This is a genomic window from Luteibacter sp. P4_D7_3 (assembly GCF_056401735.1).
Genome location: NZ_JBFUIT010000445.1, coordinates 1 through 2512 on the forward strand (window position 1 = coordinate 1; position 2512 = coordinate 2512).

2 protein-coding genes are annotated in these 2512 nt (G+C 62.7%); one reads left to right on the top strand and one right to left on the bottom strand.

Annotated elements, in window-relative coordinates; translation table 11 throughout:
- Positions 1-517 (bottom strand): hypothetical protein (locus tag AC1DSN_RS21290; protein ID WP_477332725.1); only part of this gene is annotated, 517 nt, incomplete at its 3' end.
- A 177-nt stretch (positions 518-694) separates the two neighbouring features.
- Here AC1DSN_RS21290 and AC1DSN_RS21295 point away from each other — a divergent pair.
- Positions 695-2350 (top strand): glycoside hydrolase family 71/99 protein, encoded by a 1656-nt coding sequence (locus AC1DSN_RS21295; RefSeq protein ID WP_477332727.1) that lies wholly within the window; start codon positions 695-697, stop codon positions 2348-2350.
- The last annotated feature ends 162 nt before the right edge of the window (positions 2351-2512 follow it).

The following is a 2512-nucleotide window of genomic DNA, read 5'->3' on the forward strand; positions in this document are numbered from 1 at the left end:
ACGCGACGGTGTTGCCCTTTTCATCCACACCGCCCGAGTCGATCGTTTGCGTGCGGATGCCGTCGCCGGGCCATACCGTCAGCACGGGCGCGCGGCTGGCCGAGAACTCGTTGGCATAGTCCTTCGGCGTGAACGTGTAGACCCTCGCCGGACCGCCAGGACGATCCGGCAAACGGTGCCCGGTGAATACGTGGCTCACTCGACTTCCGGGGTGATTGGTGTCCGGGTCATCCGCGATGCCTGTCAAAGCCTTCCCGTCGACCCTGGCTTTCAGATGGTAGGTCGCCTTGTCCGCGTCCGTGACGGTGAAATCAAGAACATTGCCATGACGGGTTCCCACCAGCGTGTCGCCGTCGAACGTTCCGCTCAAGGCGTCGCCTTCAACGTCGAGCACGAGGGTCTGATAGGCAATATTTCCCCACATGTCGGTTTTTACCAGCCAGCTTTCCGTCGCCGGCGCGGTCGCGTGGACGGCCAGGGGAACACACAGTCCGAACAAGGCGAGGCGACGGAGCATGGTGGTCCTTCAGGCGAGCCGGGGACTCAGCCTAACAGCGCATCTGGCTGGGTCATATGTGGCTGATGGGCCAGAAGCGGTGCCCGGCGCGATCGGTACGAAAGCGTGAATCAAGACACGGTCACTCCGGCACAAGCGGAACACGATGCGGAAACCCCCACCACCCATCGGACATCCATGTCGCTCGTCTCGGCTCCCGCATCACGTCGTCTTCGCCACGCGCTCGGTGCCTTTATCGCACTCGCGCTTCTCCAGCCCACCCTCGCATCCGCGGCCGATGTCACCGACACCTCGACCGTGCTCGACAAGGTATTCGCGGCCTACCAGGGATGGTTTCACTGCCCGGGCGCGCCGAGTCCGGAAAGCAACTGGTTCCACTGGACATACATCTCGCAGATCGATCCGACCGCAACCAATAGCTCGATTCCCACGTTCCCCATCACCGACGAATATCCGGCRGGCGCCCTCTGCCCTGCCCCGGGTCTCACCGTCGCTGGGAAGCAGGCGAACTTCTTCTCGTCTTTAAATGCGGGCACGGCGCAAACGCACTTCCGCTGGATGCGCGAGTACGGCGTTGACGGCGCCATTCTCCAACGATTCCTGGGATCGCTCGACATGCTCTACYAGGAAAACGACATCGTCCTGCGCAATGCCATGCAGGCTGCTGGCGACAACGGACGTTCGTTCTTCATCGAGTACGACGTGAGCGGGCAGTTCGAGAACACCAGCACGCAGGCCGATGAAGACGCCATCTTCAATAAGTTGACTGCCGACTGGCTGCACCTGGTCAACGACCTCCATGTCACCCAGRGCGCCATGTACCAGCAACAGGGTGGCCGGCCCGTCGTCTCGCTCTGGGGCATCGACCAGGGAGGCAGCGAAACGACCTGGCAGATGAAGCCAGCCCTCGCCTCGCGTGTGATCGACTGGTTCCACAACGTGGCCCACGCGACCATCATGGGTGGCGTCAGCAATACCTATCTCGAACAGCCCGAATACGCGGATGTCGTCAAGAAGCTCGACATCATCCAGCCGTGGAACGTAGGCGTGTACCAGGACACCGACCTCGACTGGTACGAGACCAACCGTACGCGCGTCCACCTGGCGTCGACCGCAGCCAACGGACAGATCTACATGCCGACGATTCTTCCGGCATCGTCCAGCCGTGACCAGAACAACGGCAACCTTCCGACCGAAGGTGCCAAGGGTCTCGGTGGCAAGTTCTTCTGGGACCAGGCCTACCGCGATCGCAGTGCGGGCGTGCGTACCGTCAAGATCGCCATGTTCGATGAGCTCGGTGAGGGGACATCGCTGCTCAAGGTCGCCTCGAGTGCGTCGCAGGCGCCATCGCAATACCCGTGGCTGACGCTGGATGTCGACGGCTACAAGCTGCCGACGGACTGGAACCTGCGCATGACGCATGAAATCGCCGCGATGTTCCACGGCGACAGTCCGGTCACGGCGACGGTACCGACGGATCCGGGCCCCTTTGATGTCGTTCCCGAGTGCGGTGTGCTGCATCCGAACGAGATTCTCGATCCGGTCCATCCACTGACCTCGTGCGACGGCCACATCACCCTCGCACAGGATGCAAACGGCGACGTTATCGTCTACCGCGACGGCATCCGGTTGTATTCGAGCGGCACGGCGGGCCAGCCCATCAAGACGACCATCRTGCAGGGCGACGGCAACCTGGTCGAGTACGACACGAGCGGCCAACCCCGTTGGGCGAGTGGCACCGCGGGACAGCCAGGCGCGTATCTCTACCTTCGTAACGATGGCACCACGTGGATTGTCGCCGGCGGCAAGGCCATCTGGCAGGCTAGTCCCTGATCCATCGTGACACCGAAATGCCGCCCGCGATCGCCCGGGCGGCATCCGTCGGTCAGGCAATACCGAGAAGGTTCTGTAGCTGCGTCGCCACGGTCGAACCGAGAGTCGAAGCTGCCGTGGACGTACTTGCGGCAGCCGTGCTTGCGGCGGTCGTCGGTGCGC